16 protein-coding genes are annotated in these 16,987 nt (G+C 72.8%); 12 read left to right on the forward strand and 4 right to left on the reverse strand.

Features of this window, described 5'->3' with window-relative positions:
* Positions 1-110 precede the first annotated feature (110 nt).
* Complete coding sequence (locus AC1DPN_RS19020; protein WP_477086346.1) at positions 111-1,355, reverse strand: glutamyl-tRNA reductase; 1,245 nt, start codon at positions 1,353-1,355, stop codon at positions 111-113.
* Positions 1,356-1,401: 46 nt separating this feature from the next.
* On the opposite strand from AC1DPN_RS19020, the gene hemE reads away from it, so the two are divergent.
* The 7 genes from hemE (at position 1,402) to hemL (ending at position 8,400) form a co-directional block, all read left to right on the forward strand.
* Positions 1,402-2,466: a uroporphyrinogen decarboxylase gene (hemE, locus tag AC1DPN_RS19025; protein ID WP_477086347.1), complete on the forward strand. Its 1,065-nt coding sequence runs from the start codon at positions 1,402-1,404 to the stop codon at positions 2,464-2,466.
* A gap of 7 nt (positions 2,467-2,473) precedes the next feature.
* Entirely contained in the window at positions 2,474-3,808 is a 1,335-nt protein-coding gene (locus AC1DPN_RS19030; protein ID WP_477086348.1) for a protoporphyrinogen/coproporphyrinogen oxidase, read from the forward strand.
* A 170-nt stretch (positions 3,809-3,978) separates the two neighbouring features.
* Positions 3,979-4,350 (forward strand): hypothetical protein, encoded by a 372-nt coding sequence (locus AC1DPN_RS19035; RefSeq protein WP_477086349.1) that lies wholly within the window; start codon positions 3,979-3,981, stop codon positions 4,348-4,350.
* Between the two features lie 17 nt (positions 4,351-4,367).
* Complete coding sequence (hemC, locus tag AC1DPN_RS19040) at positions 4,368-5,294, forward strand: hydroxymethylbilane synthase (protein ID WP_477086350.1); 927 nt, start codon at positions 4,368-4,370, stop codon at positions 5,292-5,294.
* A complete protein-coding gene (locus tag AC1DPN_RS19045) occupies positions 5,291-6,079 on the forward strand; it encodes a uroporphyrinogen-III synthase (RefSeq protein ID WP_477086351.1) in 789 nt (262 codons plus the stop codon). The genes hemC and AC1DPN_RS19045 overlap by 4 nt, the downstream gene beginning before the upstream one ends.
* Before the next feature lie 45 nt (positions 6,080-6,124).
* A complete protein-coding gene (hemB, locus tag AC1DPN_RS19050) occupies positions 6,125-7,060 on the forward strand; it encodes a porphobilinogen synthase (protein WP_477086418.1) in 936 nt (311 codons plus the stop codon).
* Positions 7,060-8,400 (forward strand): glutamate-1-semialdehyde 2,1-aminomutase, encoded by a 1,341-nt coding sequence (gene hemL, locus AC1DPN_RS19055; RefSeq protein WP_477086352.1) that lies wholly within the window; start codon positions 7,060-7,062, stop codon positions 8,398-8,400. The genes hemB and hemL overlap by 1 nt, the downstream gene beginning before the upstream one ends.
* Positions 8,401-8,412: 12 nt before the next feature.
* On the opposite strand, the gene AC1DPN_RS19060 is transcribed toward hemL, so the two are convergent.
* Positions 8,413-8,871 (reverse strand): RrF2 family transcriptional regulator, encoded by a 459-nt coding sequence (locus tag AC1DPN_RS19060; protein WP_477086353.1) that lies wholly within the window; start codon positions 8,869-8,871, stop codon positions 8,413-8,415.
* 93 nt (positions 8,872-8,964) lie between these two features.
* Between AC1DPN_RS19060 and AC1DPN_RS19065 the strand changes: the two genes are divergently transcribed.
* Genes AC1DPN_RS19065 through AC1DPN_RS19080 form a run of 4 tightly spaced genes read left to right on the forward strand, consistent with a single transcriptional unit; the run spans position 8,965 to position 12,871 of the window.
* Complete coding sequence (locus AC1DPN_RS19065; protein WP_477086354.1) at positions 8,965-9,258, forward strand: metal-sensitive transcriptional regulator; 294 nt, start codon at positions 8,965-8,967, stop codon at positions 9,256-9,258.
* Between the two features lie 11 nt (positions 9,259-9,269).
* Positions 9,270-9,509, forward strand: coding sequence for a heavy-metal-associated domain-containing protein (locus AC1DPN_RS19070; protein ID WP_477086355.1), 240 nt, complete (start codon positions 9,270-9,272; stop codon positions 9,507-9,509).
* The gene (locus AC1DPN_RS19075; protein WP_477086356.1) at positions 9,506-11,941 is read left to right on the forward strand and encodes a heavy metal translocating P-type ATPase; all 2,436 of its coding nucleotides are present in this window, start codon (positions 9,506-9,508) and stop codon (positions 11,939-11,941) included. Before AC1DPN_RS19070 ends, AC1DPN_RS19075 begins: the two co-directional genes overlap by 4 nt.
* A 57-nt stretch (positions 11,942-11,998) precedes the next feature.
* A complete protein-coding gene (locus AC1DPN_RS19080) occupies positions 11,999-12,871 on the forward strand; it encodes a CPBP family intramembrane glutamic endopeptidase (RefSeq protein ID WP_477086357.1) in 873 nt (290 codons plus the stop codon).
* 3 nt (positions 12,872-12,874) lie between these two features.
* On the opposite strand, the gene AC1DPN_RS19085 is transcribed toward AC1DPN_RS19080, so the two are convergent.
* Entirely contained in the window at positions 12,875-13,459 is a 585-nt protein-coding gene (locus AC1DPN_RS19085; protein ID WP_477086358.1) for an HdeD family acid-resistance protein, read from the reverse strand.
* 196 nt (positions 13,460-13,655) lie between these two features.
* On the opposite strand from AC1DPN_RS19085, the gene AC1DPN_RS19090 reads away from it, so the two are divergent.
* The gene (locus AC1DPN_RS19090; RefSeq protein ID WP_477086359.1) at positions 13,656-16,226 is read left to right on the forward strand and encodes a flippase-like domain-containing protein; all 2,571 of its coding nucleotides are present in this window, start codon (positions 13,656-13,658) and stop codon (positions 16,224-16,226) included.
* 123 nt (positions 16,227-16,349) lie between these two features.
* Here the strand turns inward: AC1DPN_RS19090 and AC1DPN_RS19095 are convergent, their stop codons facing one another.
* Complete coding sequence (locus AC1DPN_RS19095) at positions 16,350-16,730, reverse strand: hypothetical protein (RefSeq protein WP_477086360.1); 381 nt, start codon at positions 16,728-16,730, stop codon at positions 16,350-16,352.
* Positions 16,731-16,987 lie beyond the last annotated feature (257 nt).

A 16,987-nucleotide genomic window follows, 5' to 3' on the forward strand; every position in this document is an offset into this window, starting at 1 on the left:
CTAGGCAGCATGCTCGGTTCACCGGATCAACCGGTCGGCCTGATCCGCCTCCACCGCGAGGGGGAGGGCGTCGGTCCGCCGCCGTCGGGAAGTGCCCGACGGAGGGGCAGTCAGCCCGCGTCGGCGAGGGCCGGGACCGGGATCGCGGCGAGCTCGGCGAGCGCCTCGGCGTAGGCGACCATGTCTCCGGCCCGTGCGGCCTCGCGGGCACGGACGGTCGGGCCGTGCAGCGCTGCGCGCGTGCGGCGACGCAGGGCGCGGACCGCGCGCTCGTCGGACAGGTCCACGAGCTCGGACTCCAGTCCGCCGAGGACCCGGGTGCGCTCCGCGACGACGGCGGGGTTCCACTCGCGGACCCGACGGTCGGCCTCGTACGCCTCGGCGGCTGCGACGACGACCTCGTGCGCGGTCGCGACGGCGGCATGCTCGGCGGGGGCGTGCTCGGCGACCGTGTGCAGGCTGACCAGGCGCACGCCGGGCAGCGAGCGGACGCCGGGGTCGACGTCGTGCCGCAACGCCAGGTCGACCACCGTGAGCGGGTGGGCCGCGTCCGTGCGGGCCGCGGCGAGGGCGTCGACACCCAGCACCGCGCCGGCCGCGCCGCTGCAGGCGACGACGAGGTCCACGTCGGACACCTCGGCGGCCAGGTCGGCGCCGGTCGGCAGCGAGCGGACCCCGCGCGCGGCGGCGAACGCCCGCGCGCGACCCGTGGTGGAGAACACCCGGACGTCGGTACAGCCGCGCGCCTTGAGCTGCGCCAGGGTCGCGCCCGCGTAGGAACCCGTCCCGATGAGCACGCACCGCACCGACGACCAGTCGGGCAGCTGCCCCTCGGCGATGTCGAGAGCGACGCCGACGACGGACCGCCCGGTCGCGCCCAGACCCGTGCGCGCCTCGACGTCGCGCGAGACGCGCGACGCCGCCTGGAACAGGGACTCGAGGCTGCTCGTCGTGGTGCCCTCGCGGCGAGCGGTGCTGAGCGCGCGGCGGACCTGACCGGCGATCTCTCGCTCGCCGACGACCATCGACTCGAGCCCGCTGGCCACGGCGAACAGGTGGGACGCCGCGTCGGTCCCGGTCAGGACACGCAGGTGGGAGGCCACCTCGTCGGCGCCGTAGCCGGAGCGCTCGGCCACCGTGGCTGCCGCGGCGGCCCGGGCGTGCGGGGTGTCCTGCGCGTCGTCGACCTCGAGGTACAGCTCGAAACGGTTGCACGTCGCGAGAACGACGGCACCCGAGACGGACGCGGCCGAGTGCACGAGCTCGGACGCGACGGCCTGGACGTCCGACGAGAGACGTTCCAGCACATCGAGGTCGAGGTCGTGGTGACTGGCGGCGAGGGACAGCAGCACCACGTGCCCGATTCAATCATCTGTTCATTTGTCCGGCACAATCGCAGACGTGAACCTTCCTTCCTCGCACCCGCTCGTCGACGGCCGCACGGCGCATTCTTCGCTGGTCCGTGCGTATTCCGGTGAGCGGCCGTCGCGGCGGCCGGTGTGGTTCATGCGACAGGCCGGTCGGTCCTTGCCCGAGTACCGCGCCGCGCGCGAGGGGACCGCGATGCTCGACGCGTGCCTGACCCCGTCGCTGGCGAGCGAGGTCACCCTGCAGCCCGTCCGCCGGCACGACGTCGACGCGGCGATCTTCTTCTCCGACATCGTGGTCCCGCTCAAGCTCGCGGGCGTCGACGTGGAGATCAAGCCGGGGGTCGGGCCGGTCATGGGCTCGGCCGTGCGGACCGCCGACGACGTCGCCCGCCTCCGGGACCTCGGTCCGCTCACGCCCGACGCTCTGAGCCCCGTGTCCGAGGGCGTCGCGCTCACGGTCGGGGCCCTGGGGGGCACCCCGCTCATCGGGTTCGCGGGTGCACCCTTCACGCTCGCGGCGTACCTCGTCGAGGGGGGGCCGTCGCGCGACCACCTGGCAGCGCGCACCCTCATGCACTCGGACCCCGTGACGTGGGCCGAGCTCACCGACTGGGCCGCGGACGTCACCGGAGCCTTCCTGCGGGCGCAGGTGCTCGCAGGCGCCAGCGCCGCGCAGCTGTTCGACTCGTGGGCCGGCTCGCTGGCTCTGTCCGACTACACCGCGCACGTCGCTCCGGCCTCGTCCCGGGCCCTGAGCCACATCGCCGACCTGGGCGTGAAGAAGGTCCACTTCGGCACCGGGACGAGCGAGCTCCTCGGCGCCATGCGTGACGTCGGCGCGGACGTGATCGGTGTCGACTACCGGCTGCCGCTCGACGAGGCGAACCGCCGTCTGGGCGGAACCACACCGCTGCAGGGCAACATCGACCCCGCTCTGCTGGCCGCCCCCTGGCCGGTCCTCGAGGCACACGTGCGCGACGTCGTGGCTCGGGGCGAGAGCGCCCCGGGTCACGTGGTCAACCTGGGCCACGGGGTCCCGCCGGACACCGACCCGACCGTGCTCACGCGCGTCGTCAAGCTCGTCCACGGGCTCTGACCGGCTCGTGACCGTGCCCGGCGCCACGTGGGACGCGATCGTCGTCGGCGGCGGTGTCGCCGGCCTGGTCGCCGCCCGCTGCCTGGGTCAGGACGGCCTGCGCGTGCTCGTGCTCGAGGCCGAGGCCGAGGCAGGCGGGGCGGTGCGTGGTCACACGGTCGCGGGGCTGCGGCTCGACGCCGGGGCCGAGTCGTTCGCGACACGCCAGGGCACCGTCGGCGCCCTGCTCCGGGAGCTGTCGCTGCCCGTGGTCTCGCCCGAGCCGATCGGCTCGTGGGTGCACCTGCCGTCCGGGGACGGGCCGCTGCCCCGCACAGGGTTGCTCGGGATCCCGGCCCACCCGTGGGCGCCGGACGTCCGCCGGACGCTGGGTCTGGTGGGTGCCTTGCGCGCCTCGCTCGACCTGGTGCTGCCGCGCACCGACGACCCGCGGACGCTCGGCGCCCTGGTCCGGTCCCGGATGGGGGACCGCGCTCTCGACCGGCTCGTGCGACCGATCGTGGGCGGGGTGCACGCCGCCGACCCGGACGACCTGGCGGTCGACGCCGTGGCGCCCGGCCTGTCCGCCGCACGCCGTCGCGGCTCCCTGGCGCGCGCCGTGCGGACGATGCGTGCGAACGCCCCGGCCGGCGCCGCGGCCCAGGGCATCGACGGCGGCATGCATCTCCTTGTCGAGGCGCTGGTCGCGCAGGTCGAGTCTCAGGGCGGCCAGATCCGCACGGGCGTCACCGTCGACGCCGTCCGACGAGCTGGTGACTGGCAGGTGACGACGGCGCCCGGGATCGAGTCGGCACCCCGGCTGGTCCTGGCCACTCCGAAGGCCCCTGCGCTTCTGGGCCTCTCGGTGGCGGCCACCGACCCCGGCGCCGAGGTCACGCTCGTCACGCTCGTGCTCGACGCCCCGGCCTTGGACGCCGCCCCGCGCGGCACAGGCGTGCTGGTCCCACCCGGCTCGAGCGACGTGCGCGCCAAGGCACTCACGCACGGCACCGCGAAGTGGGCGTGGCTCGCGCGTCGGGCCGGTGCGGGGCGGCACGTCGTGCGCCTGTCCTACGGCCGCGCGGGCTCGTCCGAACCGGAGCCCACGGTGGCCGAGGCCCTGGCGGACGCGAGCGTGCTGCTCGGGGTGCCGCTCCACGCGGAGCAGCTCCTCGGGCACGCCACCGTGCGCTGGTCGCAGGCCCTGCCACGGCCGAGCGCGTCGCACCGGGAGGCCGTCGAGCAGGTGCGTGCCGCGGTCGCCGAGCTGCCGGGTGCGGCCGTGTGCGGGGCATGGGTGGCGGGCAACGGTCTCGCGTCCGTGGTGCCCGACGCCGAGGCCGCCGCGCGTCGCGTCGCGTAATGCGAGACGGATCACACAATTGCCGCGCGAATTCGCTTTCTGACGACTCGTCGTGAAAATCGTGAAATGACGTCGGTCACATTGTTAGGGTGCCCTCAGTCGGGTGTTCTGACACATTGTCAGGACCGCCTCGGGACGCATTCCCTCCGCACCCGTTACGGTCGGATCCGATGACCACCGACGCCGACCCCGCTCGCTCGAGGCGGGTCCTCGGCTGCCTGCTGCCTCTCCTGGCGGTCGCGTTCGGTCTGCTGCTCGTGCTCCTGGGCCTGGTCGCCTACGTGTTGCCCCTGCTCGGGCCGTGGAACGCCGACAAGCAGTGCACCGCCGCCCGAGGGGTCGAACCTGGTGCCGCGCTCGGTCCGGTGACCGTCACGCGGCACTTCCTCCCGGCCGGGCTGACGTGCCACTGGCGGGACGAGCCGGGCGTCACGACCGAGCTGTTCGACCCGAGCACCACCTGGTGGGCGCTCGGGCTGGTCTGTGCGGGCGTGGCCGTCGTGGCCGCACCTGTCGTAGGACGTTTCGCTCGGCGCACCTAGAGAGGGACACTGGAGCCATGCCTCAGCACGTGCTCGTCGGGACGCGTGCGAGCGCGCTCGCGACCACGCAGACGGGTCACGTGGTCGACGCGCTCGCCGCCGCGGACCTGACCCTGTCGACGGTGCACATCCGCACCGACGGCGACCGCCTGAAAGGTTCGCTCGCGAGCCTCGGTGGCACGGGGGTGTTCGTCACCGCCCTGCGCGACGCCCTGCTCGACGGCCGGTGCGACCTCGCCGTGCACTCGCTCAAGGACCTGCCGACCGGCGACGCCGAGGGCCTCGTCATCGGCGCCGTCCCGGTCCGCGAGGACCCGGCCGACGCCCTGTGCGCGCGCGACGGGCTCAAGCTCGCCGACCTCCCCCTCGGCGCGCGCGTCGGCACCGGCTCCCCGCGCCGCAGGGCCCAGCTGCTCGCCGTGCGACCCGACCTCGACGTCGTCGACATCCGCGGCAACGTCGACACCCGCCTGGGTCGCATCACGTCCGACCTCGACGCCGTGGTCCTCGCGCGTGCCGGCCTGGCCCGCCTGGGCCGCCTCGACGCCGTGACCGAGGCGTTCGGGCCGGACGTCATGGCCCCGGCACCCGGCCAGGGAGCGCTCGCGATCGAGGTCCGCGCGGACGTCGACGGTCCGCTCAAGGACGCCCTCGCGGCGCTCGACCACTGGCCCACCCGCCTCGCCGTGACGGCCGAGCGCGCCCTGCTCCAGCGCCTCGAGGCGGGCTGTGCCGCACCGGTCGGCGCGTGGGCGCTGCTGAGCGGGACGACCCTGCGTCTCGACGCGGTCGTCGCACGCCCGGACGGCACGGCGACCCTGCGCCGGGGCGCGTCGACCACTGCCCAGAGCGAGGACGACGCCCGGCGCCTGGGCATCCAGGTCGCCGACGACCTCCTGGTGCACGGCGCCGCCGACCTGGCCGACCTCGGAGGATCGCGATGACCGCCCTCCCGCTCACCGGCTGGCGCGTCCTGGTCCCCCGCCCGACGGCCGGTCGCAGCCCCGCCGTGGTCGCGCTCGCCGCCGCGGGCGCCGAGGCCGTCGTCGTGCCCCTCATCGAGACGACCGCACCGCAGGACACCACGTCCCTCGACGACGCCCTCCTGGCGCTGGAGGCGGGCTGGTACGACTGGCTCGCCGTGACGAGCGCCGCCGCCGTGCAGATCCTCGGCGAGCGCGGGCTGACCCTGACCGGCGCGCGCGTCGCCGCCGTAGGACCTGGCACCGCACGCGCCCTGCGCGAGGCCGGGATCACGGTGGACCTCGTGCCGTCGGGTCGCTCGACCGCCCAGTCGCTGGTCGAGCAGTTCCCGGCGCCGTCGGGCCGGGCACGCGTGCTCTTCCCCCGGGGCGACCTGGCCTCTCCGACGCTCGCCGACGGACTGCGCTCGCGCGGCTGGTTGGTGGACGACGTCGTCGCGTACCGCACGGTGTCGGCGCAGGCGCCCTCCGCGGAGATTCGTGAGGCGTGGGTCGACGGGACGATCCGCGGCGCGCTCCTCACGTCGGCCAGCACCGTGCGCGAGCTCAACACGCAGCTCGGACCCCCGCCGACAAGCACCCTGCTCGTGGGCATCGGCCCGACGACGGCCGCGGAGGCCGCCCGCCTCGGGCTGCCGCTCGCGGGCGTCGCGACCGAGCAGACCATGACCGGCCTCGTCGACGCGCTGGCCAAGGCCGCGAGCACCGCGATGCCCGAACCGATCCCCAGCCCCGAGGAGCTCTGAGTGAACCGTCGGATCCGCCCGCGCCGGCTGCGCGCGACCCCCGCGATGCGGCGCCTGACGGCCGAGACCCGCCTGCACCCGTCGCAGCTCGTGCTGCCGGTGTTCCTCAAGGAAGGCCTGACCGAGCCGCGCCCGATCGCGTCGATGCCGGGCGTGTTCCAGCACAGCCGCGACTCGCTGCGCAAGGCGGTCGCGGAGGCTGCGGGCGCCGGGCTCGGCGGCGTGATGCTCTTCGCGATCCCGACCGTCCGGGACTCCGTCGGATCGCAGGCCACCGACCCTTCCGGGATCCTCAACCTCGCGATCGCCGACACGGTCGCCGAGGTGGGCGACGCACTCGTCGTGCAGGCCGACCTGTGCCTCGACGAGTTCACCGACCACGGGCACTGCGGCGTGCTCACTCCTTCGGGTGCGGTCGACAACGACGCGACGCTCGTCCGCTACGCCGAGATGGCCCTCGCCCAGGCCGAGGCGGGCGCCCACATGGTCGGGCTCAGCGGGATGATGGACGGCCAGGTCGGCTACGTCCGGGACGCGCTGGACGCCGCAGGTCGCGACGACGTCGCGGTGCTGGCGTACGCCGCCAAGTACGCCTCCGCGTTCTACGGCCCCTTCCGCGACGCGGTCGAGTCGCAGCTCGAGGGCGACCGACGGACTTACCAGATGGACCCCGCGAACCGTCGCGAGGCCGTCCGTGAGGTCGCTATCGACATCGCCGAAGGGGCTGACGTCGTCATGGTCAAGCCCGCGCTCGCGTACCTCGACATCCTCGCCGACGTGGCCGCCACGAGCACGGTTCCGGTCGCGGCCTACCAGGTGTCGGGGGAGTACGCGATGATCGAGGCTGCGTCCGAACGGGGCTGGATCGAGCGCAGACGGGCGATCCTCGAGTCTGTGCTCAGCATCAGGCGCGCGGGTGCCGATCACGTGCTGACGTACTCTGCGACAGAGCTGGCCGGATGGCTGGCAGAGGAGATTTGATGAGCGTGCACGCCGCCACCGACCTGACCGTGAGCGCTGCCGCTTTCGAGCGCGCGCAGGCCGTGATCCCCGGAGGGGTGAACTCCCCGGTGCGGGCGTACGGCAACGTCGGCGGCACCCCCCGGTTCCTCGCCTCCGCTCGTGGCGCCTACGTCACGGACGTGGACGGCAACGAGTACGTCGACCTCGTCGGCTCGTGGGGTCCCGCGCTCCTGGGCCACGCACACCCCGAGGTCGTCGAGGCCGTGCGCGAGGCGGCGGGCCGCGGCCTGAGCTTCGGCGCGCCGACGATCACCGAGGTCGAGCTCGTCGACGAGATCCGCTTCCGCGTACCCCCGGCCGAGAAGGTCCGCCTGGTGTCCACCGGCACCGAGGCGACCATGACGGCGCTGCGGATGGCACGCGCGTTCACCGGGCGCGACCTCGTGGTCAAGTTCGCCGGCAACTACCACGGGCACGTCGACGCGCTGCTGGCGTCCGCCGGCTCCGGCGTCGCGACCCTCGCGCTGCCCGACTCCGCAGGCGTGTCCGCCGCGGTCGCCGGCGAGACCCTGGTCCTGCCCTACAACTCCGTCGAGGCCGTCGAGACCGCCTTCACGCTGCACGGCTCACGCATCGCCGCGGTCATCGTCGAGGCTGCGCCCGCGAACATGGGCGTCGTCCCGCCGCTGCCCGGTTTCAATGCCGCCCTCCGCCGGCTGACCGTGGCCCACGGCGCGCTGCTCATCCAGGACGAGGTCCTCACGGGCTTCCGGGTCGGGTACTCCGGCTGGTGGGGGCTCGAGGGCCTGCGCGAGGGCTGGTCCGCGGACCTCTACACGTTCGGCAAGGTCATCGGCGGCGGTCTGCCCGTCGCCGCGGTCGGCGGCCGGCGCGACGTCATGGCCCAGCTGGCGCCGGTCGGACCCGTCTACCAGGCGGGCACGTTGTCCGGTAACCCCGTGGCCACGGCCGCAGGCCTGGCCACGCTGCGGCTGGCCGACAAGGACGTGTACGCGCGGGTCGACGAGGTCGCCGAGCAGCTGCGCACCGCGCTCAACGCGGCGTTCGCGGCCGAGGGTGTCCCGCACACGATCCAGTGGGCCGGGAACCTGTTCAGCACGTTCTTCGGCGAGGACGCCGCCCGCCAGGGTGCCCGCGACTACGCCGCCGTGCTCGCCACCGAGTCGTGGCGGTACGCGCCGTTCTTCCACTCGCTCCTGGACAACGGCGTCTACGCACCGCCGTCGCCGTTCGAGGCCTGGTTCGTCTCGGCGGCCCACGACGACGCCGCCGTCGACCGCATCGTCAGCGCCCTCCCGGCGGCAGTCCGGGCTGCCGCGAGCGCCACGCAGGACTGAACGCCCGCAGACCTACGGGTTGACCCACGCGTCGTGGCGGGCGGCCAGCGCGTGGACCTCGGGTGGGAGCTCGCCGGAGACGAGGCCGGCGAGCGTCACGCGGTCCAGGACGTCGCGCACGCTCACGCGGAGTGCGACCCACACCTCGAGCAGCGCCTGCGCGGACCCGGCGTACTCCAGGGCGGTCGGTCGCTCGTCGCGCACGGTGACGAGCGGGCCGTCGACCGCCCGGATGATGTCCGCGAGGGTGATCTGGTCGGCGGTGCGGGCCAGCCGGTAGCCGCCCGAGCGGCCCCGCACGCTGACCACGACGTCTCCGCGGCGCAGGTCGCCGAGGATCCGCTCGAGGAACGCGACCGGGAGCTGCTGACCGACCGCAAGGTCGTCGGCGCGCACGGGGTTGCCCTGGGGCGACGCCGCGAGCTCTGCGCACGCCCGCACCGCATAGTCCGCCTTCGCTGAGACCCGCATGGGGACGATTGTGCCGTCTGCGTGCACGAGGAATACCCCCTAGGGGTATGTTGGTTGTAGACGACGAGCAACCTTCACCCCCAGGAGACCCCGATGCAGCCCCACACGCCCGGTTACACCGACGACAAGGACGACTACCTCAAGCGCCTGCGACGCGTGGAGGGGCAGGTCCGCGGCATCGCGCGCATGGTCGACGAGGACGTCTACTGCATCGACGTCCTCACCCAGATCGCCGCCGTCACCAAAGCCCTGCAGGCCGTCTCCATCGGCCTCGTCGAGGACCACCTCGCGCACTGCGTCGTCGACGCCGCCCGCCAGTCCCCCGAGGAGGGCGCGGCCAAGGTCCGCGAGGCCTCGGACGCCATCGCCCGTCTCGTCCGTTCCTGAGGAGCTCCACGATGTCCACGACCACCACGACCACCTTCGGCGTCGACGGCATGACCTGCGGCCACTGCGTCTCCGCGGTCACCTCCGAGCTGTCCGCCCTGCCCGGCGTCTCCGACGTCGCGATCCAGCTGGCGGTCGGCGGCTCGTCGACCGTGTCGGTCACCTCCGCCGCACCTCTGTCCGACGACGCGGTCCGTGAGGCCGTCGTCGAGGCCGGGTACGCGGTGACGCCGCTGAGGTCGCTGCTATGACGACCGCGCACACCGTCGACCTCGCGATCGAGGGCATGACCTGCGCGTCGTGCGTCGCACGCGTGGAGAAGAAGCTCAACCGCCTGCCCGGGGTCGAGGCCACGGTGAACCTCCCCCTGGAGTCGGCGCACGTGCGCATCGACCTCTCCGACGAGGGCGCCGACGCCACCGACACCGACGCGCTGGTCGCAGCCGTCCGGTCGGCGGGCTACGACGCCACCGTCACGCGGTCCTCGACGCCGGCGGGGCGCCCGCCCACCGCCCCCGCGCAGGACCCGGGCCACGACCTCGCGGAGCACGGCATGTCCGGGCACAGCATGTCGGGCCACGGGCACCAGATGGACACCTTCGAGCACGCGCTCTCGGGGCACACGATGGCCCCCGGCCATGACATGGACGCCGAGGAGGACACGTCGGCCCCGACCGACGCCCGCGGCACCGACCTGCGCCGACGGCTGCGCGTCGCCGTCGTCCTGAGCGTCCCCGTACTCCTGCTGTCGATGGTTCCCGCGCTGCAGTTCACGGGCTGGCAGTGGGTCGTCGCGGCGCTCGCGCTCCCGGTGGCCACCTGGGCCGCGTGGCCGTTCCACCGTGCCGCCGCCCGGGCGGCCCGGCACCGGGCGTCGACGATGGACACGCTCGTGTCGATCGGCATCATCGCCGCGACGGGCTGGTCGCTGTGGGCGCTGTTCTTCGGCGGCGCGGGCGAGCTCGGCATGACCATGACGCCGTCGCTGTGGCCGCGGGAGGGACACGCCACCGAGCTCTACTTCGAGGTCGCGGCCGTGGTCACCACGTTCCTGCTGGCCGGCCGGTACGCCGAGCACCGCTCACGCCGCCGGGCCGGCGACGCGCTGCGCGCGCTGCTCGACCTCGGCGCCAAAGACGTGTCGCTGCTCGTCGACGGCACCGAGCACCGCGTGCCGGTCGCGCAGCTCTCCGTGGACAGCGAGTTCATCGTGCGCCCCGGCGAGAAGGTCGCCACAGACGGCATCGTCGTCAGCGGCACGTCCGCCCTCGACACGAGCCTGCTCACGGGTGAGCCCGTGCCGGTCGACGTCGGCCCCGGCGACGAGGTGACCGGCGCGACGATCAACACCTCGGGCGCGCTCGTCGTGCGCGCGACCCGCGTGGGCGAGCAGACACGGCTCGCGCAGATCGGTCGCCTGGTCGCCGCTGCTCAGACCGGCAAGGCGCCGGTCCAGCGGCTCGCGGACCGGATCTCCGCGGTGTTCGTCCCCGTGGTCCTGGTCCTGGCGCTCGTGACGCTCGGTGCCTGGCTCGCGACGGGAGCGAGCACGCAGGCCGCGTTCGCCGCCGCCGTCGCCGTGCTGATCATCGCCTGCCCCTGCGCACTCGGCCTCGCGACGCCGACCGCGCTCCTCGTCGGCACCGGCCGCGGCGCCCAGCTCGGCGTCCTCATCAAGGGTCCCGAGGTGCTGGAGCAGACCCGCGCCGTCGACACCGTGGTGCTCGACAAGACGGGCACCGTCACCGAGGGCCGCATGGCGCTCGTCGACGTTCTCGGTGGCGATGAGGTGCTCCGGTACGCCGCCGCGGTCGAGCAGCTGGCCGAGCACCCGATCGGGCGCGCGATCGCTGCCGCGGTGGACAGCCGCGACGGCACCGTCGGGGGCGACGGCGTCGTCATCGGCTCCGACCAGGTGCTCGACTTCCGGGCCGACGCCGGCCTGGGCGTCTCCGGCGTGGTCCGCACCGCGCACTCGGGCGTCGGGCTGGGTCGGCGCGTCCTCGTCGGCAAGCCTGCGTGGCTCGAGGCGCAGGGAGTGCCGACGACGGACTGGCGGGAGCCGTTCGACGCCGCCGAGGCCGACGGCGCGACCGCGGTCATGGTGGCCTGGGACGGATCCGCGCGCGGCGTCCTGGTGCTGCGCGACCCGGTGAAGCCAAGCTCGGCGCAGGCGGTCCAGGAGCTCAAGGCGCTCGGGCTCCGGCCGATCCTGCTCACCGGTGACAGCCGGGGTGCCGCACTCGAGGCCGCCCGCGAGGTCGGCATCGCGCAGGACGACGTGTTCGCCCAGGTGCTCCCCGCCGACAAGGTCGACGTCGTCGCCCGCCTCCAGAGAGAGGGTGCCCGCGTCGCGATGGTCGGCGACGGCGTCAACGACGCCGCCGCCCTGGCCACCGCCGACCTGGGCCTCGCGATGGGCACCGGCACCGACGTGGCGATCGAGGCCGCCGACGTGACGCTCGTCCGCGGCGACCTGCGTGCGGCGGGCGACGCGATCCGGCTCAGCCGCAAGACGCTGCGCGTGATCAAGCAGAACCTGTTCTGGGCGTTCGCCTACAACGTCGCGGCGATCCCGCTCGCGGCGTTCGGGCTCCTGAACCCGATGATCGCGGGTGCGGCGATGGCCTTCTCGTCGGTGCTGGTGGTCGGCAACTCGCTGCGGCTGCGCACGTTCCGGTAGGGCGGTCCTTCAGCGGGCGTCCAGCAAACACTCAGAGATCGGTCCTACCCTCGGGGCATGACAGCGCCGCCACCTGCCGGGCTGCCTCCTGCCGCCGAGGTGGACGGTTCGAGGTTTGCCGACGCCCCCAGCACGCCCTCGGTCCTGGCCGTCGCGCCCCCGATCAGCGAGAAGGCGTACCGCCGCCGCATCACGACCGAGATCTGGATCGTCCTCGGCCTCTCCTTGGGCAGGTCCGGGCTCTACGCGATCGTCGCCATCATCGACCGGCTGACCCGCGAGGAGTCGCTGGGGTCGCAGTCGACGACGCTGAACCCGAGCCGGTCGCCGCGTCCGTGGCTGGACCTGACGTACCAGCTGCTGCAGATCGGCTTCGCGCTCATCCCCGTCGCGCTCGCCCTCTACCTGCTGTCCGCCAACGGACGCTCGGCGGTCCGTCGGATCGGGCTCACGTTCACGCGACCGCTGCGGGACCTCGGGGTCGGTGTCGCGCTCGCCGCGTGCATCGGCATCCCCGGCCTCGCGCTGTACGCCGGCGCTCGCTACCTCGGGCTCGCCGTCGAGGTCCAGGCCTCCGCGCTGAATGCCGCCTGGTGGACCATCCCGGTCCTGCTCTTCGCGGCCGTGCAGAACGCGCTGCTGGAGGAGGTCATCGTCGTCGGGTACCTCATGGAGCGGCTCCGGGAGCTGCGCTGGAAGGTCCCGGTGATCATCGCGGCGAGCGCCCTGCTGCGCGGCTCATACCACCTGTACCAGGGCTGGGGCGGTTTCGTCGGCAACGCGATCATGGGTGTGCTGTTCGCGTTCTACTACACGCGCAGGCGGCGGGTCATGCCGTTGGTCGTCGCGCACACGATCATGGACACGTTCGTGTTCGTCGGCTACGCCCTGATACCCGCCGCCTGGCTGGCAGCACTGCACGTCAACTAGCGGTCAGCCCTCGATGACCGTGGGGGCCGGCTTGTCGACCTTCTTCGACGCGAAGCCGCCCACGACCAGCAGCACGCCCGCGACGAACGCGAACAGGCCCAGGATCACGACGACGACCTTCACGGACGTCTGCGGGTGCGTGATGAGCAGCAGGCCGATCAGGAACGACGTGAGCCCCGACGCGAGGATCCAGGACCAGAACTCGTCCTTGGCGCGGTAGCGGATGACCGACGCGATGATCTGCAGGATGCCGACGAGCAGGACCCAGATCGCGATCAGCCAGAACACGACCGTTGCCGTCTTCTCGCTGAAGAACATGGCGACCAGACCGATCACCAGGCTGACGATGCCGGTCAGCAGCCACCAGCCGGCGCCCGCCTCCTTGCGCTGCGTGAACCACTCGGCGATCGCGACGATGCCGTCGAGGACCGCGAAGAACCCGAAGATCCACACGAGCGCGGTGACCGACCAGAGCGGGTTGGCGAGCATGACCCCGCCGAGGATCAGCAGGAACACGCCGCGGACGACGGGCACCCACCAGACGCGCTGGGCGGCGGCCGAGGCTTCGGCTGCGGAGAGGTTGGACATCGAGGCCTCCACGAGAGTCGGGGCACGGCGCTCTCGCGCCGGCTCGTGCGCCACGGTAGTGGACCGATCCCCACGAATCGTGCACCGCGTGCCGCGACTCGACTGCCGGGCGCTCGCGGCCGTGTGCGCAGCACCACGCACGCGACGGACACCCAACTAGCCTGTGTTCTGAGCCTGGCTGCCTAGACTCGCCCCTATGTCCGCGACGCCGTCCGCAAGTCGCGCGGCGGCGGACGACCTCGCCGCCGCGGGCTCTGCGACGGCCGGCGACGAGCCACCTGACGCGTCGCCCGCAGACGCCGTGGGACCGCCCCGCCAGCCCATCGAGATCATCGACATCCCGAGCGCGCGTGTGCACCACCCGAGCGACCTGCTGGGCATCATCCTGTCGCTGCTCGGCATCGTCCTCGTCATGGCGCTGGCCACGTACGCGCACAACACCACGACCGGCGTCGCCGAGGACGTCCAGGGCTTCGCCTCGCTGCTGTCCGAGATCCTGTTCGTGCCCGTGCAGGTGCTCGAGGGGCTCGTGACCCTCCTGGTCCCTCTGGCCGTGATCACCGAGCTCGCGATCCGGCGGCTCGGGCGCCAGCTGCTCGAGGGGCTGCTCGCGGCGCTCGTCGCGGTGCTGCTGAACGAGATCGTGCGGTACGCGATCGAGCAGCTCGCGTCCGAGGAGCTCTCGATCGGCCTGTCCATCCGCTCCGGCGGCGAGTGGGTGCTGACCCTTCCCGGCTACGTCGCACTGCTGGTCGGGCTCCTGACCGTCGTCGGCCCGCGTGCTCGTCGGCGGACCGTGAGGTGGTCCTGGAACCTGCTCTGGATCGCTACCGGTGTCCTGCTCATCACCGCCGGGGTGTCGCTGCCGGGCCTGATGGTCTCGTTCTTCGTCGGCCGCGTCGCCGGGCTCGGGGTGCGGTACCTCTCGGGTGTCCGCTCGGAGCGCGCGTACGGCGAGAGCCTCGTCAGCGGCGTCCGTCGCGCGGGCTTCGACCCGGTCCGGATCGTGCGTGTCGCCGACCCGACCACCGAGGCCGAGGCCGCGGACTCCAAGGTGCCGCTGCCCGACCTCGGCACCGACCCCGCCGCGCGCGCGCTGACCCGTTCGACCCGCAACCGCGTCTACGCCCTGACCACAGACCTTGGCGACGACCTCGACCTCGTCGTGGTCGACGGCGACCGACAGGTCGTCGGCATGCTCACCCGGCTGTGGCGCTCGTTGCGGATGCGGGGCATCGAGCGACGCTCGGTCGTCTCCCTGCGTCAGGCGAGCGAGCGCGCCGCGCTGCTCTCCTACGCGGCTCGCGCCGCGGGCGTCCGCACGCCGAAGCTGCTGAGCATGGCCGAGGCCGAGGACTCGATGATCCTGGTCCAGGAACGCCCCGGCCACGCGGTCCCGCTCGCGGACCTGCCGCCGGAGGCCTTCACCGACGGGCTGCTCGCAGAGATCTGGGCCCAGCTGCACCTCGCGCACGAGGCCGGCATCGCGCACCGCGCCCTGACCAGTGACGTGATCCTGGTCGAGGACGTCGTCGGTCAGCCCGTCGTGTGGATCACCAGCTGGGAGCTGGGCGACGTCGCGTCGTCCGACCTGGCGCGCCGGATGGACGTCACGCAGCTCGTCGCCCTGCTGGCCCTGCGCGTCGGCGCCGAGCGGGCCGTCGGGTCCGCCGCCGACGTGCTCCCCGACCACGACATCGGCGCGATCGGGCCTCTCCTGCAGACGATCTCGCTGCCGCGCCTGACACGCGACGAGATGCGCGCGCACAAGGAGGTCCTCCCCGAGCTTCGGTCGGCCCTCGTGGCACGGCTTCCCGAGGCCGACGTGGAGCCGCAGCAGCTCGTGCGGTTCGGCGCGCGCACGGTGCTGACCGTCGTCGTGCCGATCGTGGCGGTCCTGTTCGTCGTCACGACGATCAACATCGACGAGATCTCGTCGGCGCTCGTCGAGAGCGACTGGCGCTGGACCGCGGTCGCGTTCCTGCTCGGGATGCTCACGCTGCTCGGCGCCGCCCTGGCGTTCGTCGCGTTCTCGCCGGTCAAGCTCCGCCTGTGGACCACGATCCTTGTGCAGACGGCAGCAGCGTTCGTCGCGCTCGCCGCACCCGCCGGCCTCGGCCCGGCCGCCCTCAACCTGCGCATGCTCACCAAGCGCGGCATCTCCGCCACGCTGTCGGCAGCGACGGTCGCACTCGTCCAGGTCAGCCAGCTGATCGTCACGCTCGGGCTCCTGATCGTGCTCACCCTGATCTCGGGCAACCAGCAGTCCGAGCTCCCGATCTCGCCCGCGGTGCTCATCATCATCGGCATCATCGCCGCGCTCGTCGCCGCGTCCCTGCTGATCCCGCGCGTCCGGCAGTGGGTGCTCGCCAAGACCCTCCCGACGCTCCGGCAGACCTGGCCCCGGCTCATCGAGGTGCTCGGTCAGCCGTGGCGGCTCGCACTCGCGCTGGCCGGCAACCTGCTCATCACGCTCGGGTTCATCTTCGCGTTCTACGCCTCGATGCAGGCGTTCGGGCAGCACGCGACGCTCATCCAGGTCGCCCTGGTCTACCTCGTCGGCAACACCGCCGGCGCACTGATCCCCACCCCTGGCGGCATGGGCACCATCGAGCTCGCGCTCGCCGGTGCTCTCACCAGCATCACCGGCATCAACGCCGGTGTCGCGACCTCCATCGCGGTCGTCTTCCGCGTGGTGACCTACTGGTTGCGCATCCCGATCGGCTGGGTCGCGATGCAGTACCTGCAGAAGAGGAACGAGCTCTAGCTCGCGTCGTGCTGGCGGCCCCGTCGCCGTCCCGCCTCGTCGCCCGGCGAGCAGGTCCGGACAGACTTCCGGGCCGGCACCCCTGGAGGGGTACCGGCCCGGACGCCGTCGTTCAGCTGCAGGTCAGGCGAGCGCCTTGGCCTTCAGGGTGTCGAACTCCGCCTGCGAGATCGTGCCCGCGTCGAGGAGCGCCTTCGCGTCGGTGATGTGCTCGGCGGGCGACTTCCCACCGGCGACCTCACGGATGTACTGGTCCTGGTTGGCCTGCGCCTTCTGCATGGCGGAGACCTGGCGCTCGGCCATGCCACGACCGCGGGCGATCAGGTAGATCAGCGCGATCAGGAACGGTGCGAAGACGAGTCCGATGATCCAGAGCGCCTTCCACCAGCCGCTGAGCTCGCGGTCGCGGAACAGGTCACCGATGATCTGGAACAGGATCATCAGGTAGACGACGAACAGGAACCACCAGATCAGCAGCCAGAGCCACTGGGAGAAGTTGTTCATACGACCTTCTTCTTTCCACCCTGGGACCACCCCGAGTGGCGGGCCCGCTGCGCTGAGGCTAGCCGACATTGTGAAGATTCTGCATTTATCCACCTGGATGGACGCATGTCGGTCTGAATCTGGTCTGCGACCCGTCCGGAACTGGCCTCTGACCTGCGGTTGGGCGCTCGCTGTCCCTCCGGCGACTCGAACGCGGGCTCGCGCACGGGACCCGCCGCCGCCCAGGCGCAGGGTGCTAAGACCCATCAAGACGGATT

The sequence above is a fragment of the Cellulomonas sp. P4_H4 genome (genome assembly GCF_056400865.1).